This is a genomic window from Vibrio sp. 10N.261.52.A1, assembly GCF_002876325.1.
Classification (GTDB): Bacteria; Pseudomonadota; Gammaproteobacteria; order Enterobacterales; family Vibrionaceae; genus Vibrio; species Vibrio chagasii.
This window is the reverse complement of the sequence record NZ_MCYD01000723.1, coordinates 1-2,091: the sequence shown is the minus strand read 5'-3', so window position 1 is coordinate 2,091 and position 2,091 is coordinate 1. Positions and strand designations below refer to the sequence as shown.

3 protein-coding genes and 2 pseudogenes are annotated in these 2,091 nt (G+C 40.8%); 2 read left to right on the top strand and 3 right to left on the bottom strand.

Annotation, left to right across the window (positions count from 1 at the left end; genetic code table 11):
* Positions 1-35: 35 nt before the first annotated feature.
* Positions 36-554 (bottom strand): annotated as a pseudogene (locus tag BCT81_RS14720) (transposase); the annotation flags it as partial.
* Between the two features lie 261 nt (positions 555-815).
* Between BCT81_RS14720 and BCT81_RS14715 the strand changes: the two are divergent.
* Positions 816-1,598 carry an SAM-dependent methyltransferase gene (locus BCT81_RS14715; RefSeq protein ID WP_102424907.1) on the top strand — a complete coding sequence of 261 codons (783 nt, stop codon included), beginning with the start codon at positions 816-818 and terminating at the stop codon, positions 1,596-1,598.
* Positions 1,599-1,601: 3 nt separating this feature from the next.
* Entirely contained in the window at positions 1,602-1,724 is a 123-nt protein-coding gene (locus BCT81_RS30000; protein WP_080993085.1) for a DUF3265 domain-containing protein, read from the top strand.
* Positions 1,725-1,745: 21 nt separating this feature from the next.
* Here the strand turns inward: BCT81_RS30000 and BCT81_RS14705 are convergent, their stop codons facing one another.
* A complete protein-coding gene (locus BCT81_RS14705; protein WP_047010341.1) occupies positions 1,746-2,036 on the bottom strand; it encodes a type II toxin-antitoxin system RelE/ParE family toxin in 291 nt (96 codons plus the stop codon).
* A pseudogene (locus BCT81_RS14700) lies at positions 2,026-2,091 on the bottom strand (antitoxin); the annotation flags it as partial. The gene BCT81_RS14705 and the pseudogene BCT81_RS14700, both read right to left, overlap by 11 nt.

Below are 2,091 nucleotides of genomic sequence, written 5' to 3'. Positions count from 1 at the left end.
GGGGGAGTCCATATAAGAGACTATGGCGTCAATAGTTAATTTTTGACGCTATCTTTATCCCACATTGCGCCGTCTCTTAGCATTGAATTGAGTGTCACAACCATCTTTCTCATGCAGGCAACTATCGCTACTTTTTTAGGTTTTCCTGCCGCAAGTAATCGTTCATAAGTAGCCTTAAATACAGGGTTGCATTGGATAGCTGACATCATTGCCATGTACATGACTGTTCTAACTTGAGGTCGACTTCCTTTTATCATCCGTTTGCCTTTGAAGCGTCCGCTCTCTCTTGTTATAGGTGCGACGCCAATGAGAGAAGAGGCTTGCTTGTTAGTTATAAAACCGAGTTCGGGTACATTGCTAATTAGGGAGGCGGCTAGGATCTTTCCTACGCCAGGCATGCTTTGAAGGATGGTGTTCTTAGCTTGATATTCAGGGCAGCTCTCAATCAGCTGTTCTATCTTTGCCTCTACTTTTTTAAGCTGATTTTTTAGAGCGGTTAGAATCGGAGTAATAGTCGATGAGATGTTTTTGGGTAATATTTGTTACCGGTCTCTCAATCGAGGAGCCATCGTTTAATCGAACTACCAGATAGAAGAACTTTAGTTGCAGCTAAAGTCTGGGTCTCACCTTACCCGATTGGAGTGCTTATTATCCATACAAAGCGTTTAAGAGGGATTCATGCCGCGTGGCATTTTTGGTTTATTTCAGTCTAAGTGTTTATGTCACAATGATTTAGGTAGGGTAGCAGGCGTTGCTCACCACTTAACGCGGCGTTATGCGCACCGAATAATGAAGCTTCATAGGAGGAATTATAAATGGACGATTTTTACATAGATCCAAAAGGATTGGCGGCATACTATGAAGTTCAATGGCTTGATAAACTTCGCTTAAGTGGAGTGTCTGAACAATTCGAGAGTAAATCTAAGTACGTACCTGAGTCGTTTATCTCCTCAAACCACACACAAAGCGTAGCTAAGTTTATTATTGATGCTCTGGAAGCTGAGAGTATTGATCCTATTGACGCATTAGAGGTAGGGGCAGCTTTGGGACGAAATAGCTACGAGTTAGTTACTAACATACCAAGCATTAGTTCTGTCACAGTTGTTGAGCCGTCTCACCGCTTGCTATCAAATCTCAAACAAATACTAATTGACGGTACTAAATGTGAATTTCCTTATATCAAGAGCTTGAAAGAGTTGGGGTGTTTGGACTTTGATGCTTCAACAATAGCAAAAGCGTGTGATCATGTATCATTTACTTTAATTGAAGCACCTTTCGAGCGTGGTGTGGTTAAGAAAGTGTTTGATTTAACAGTTTGCCTCAATGTACTGGATCAATGTGAATCGCCTAAAACTTTAGTAAACGCATTGATGGATGCAACTGCTTTTAATGGAGTGTTTGTTTTATCATGTACTTATCAGTGGAACAAAAAGCATTTAAAAGAAGAAAGTGAAGCTGTTAATGATATAAACGACTACTTTGGAGAGGGTTGGGAAAAGCTATCTGAAGATGAACATGAATACAAGATAAGATTTAACGAAAGGTATTCGTTACTATTTCTTTCCCATATAGTCGCTTACAAAAAAGTTGGTGGCTAACATTTGGTACGTGCGCATAACAAACAATTTAAGAGTGATTCAGCACGCGTGGCATTTTTGGTATGCGGTGACTTCGGTGTTGAAGTGCAATGCAGCGGCTTGGTCATTGCGTGCTTCACACCTTAATTGGGCGTTGTTATACCGCAATCAATCATCTAACCTTTTCATGGCTTTACGGTAAACATCGCTACGTTCGCGCTTTCCAACTGCTAGGACGGTTACAATGATGATATCGTCTTCAACTTTGTAGACGAGACGGTAGCCCGATTGACGCAACTTAATTTTATACATGTTGTCAGCTCCAGATAGTTTTGAAGCCGGAACATGTGGGTTATCTAAGCGCTCGATTAGCTTTTTCTTAAATTGTTGTTGCAGAGTAGAACCAAGCTTTTTCCACTCTTTGAGGGCGCTCTTTTTAAAGTCGAGTTTATAGGTCATCAATATTTACCGAAATGCTCTCTTCAGATTCACGCTCTTTAGCGATAGCGAGTAG

Bases quoted from the DNA above. Each gene is read 5' to 3' on its own strand.
- BCT81_RS14715 (WP_102424907.1), top strand. From the start codon at position 816: ATGGACGATTTTTACATAGATCCAAAAGGATTGGCGGCATACTATGAA.
- BCT81_RS14705 (WP_047010341.1), bottom strand. From the start codon at position 2,036: ATGACCTATAAACTCGACTTTAAAAAGAGCGCCCTCAAAGAGTGGAAA.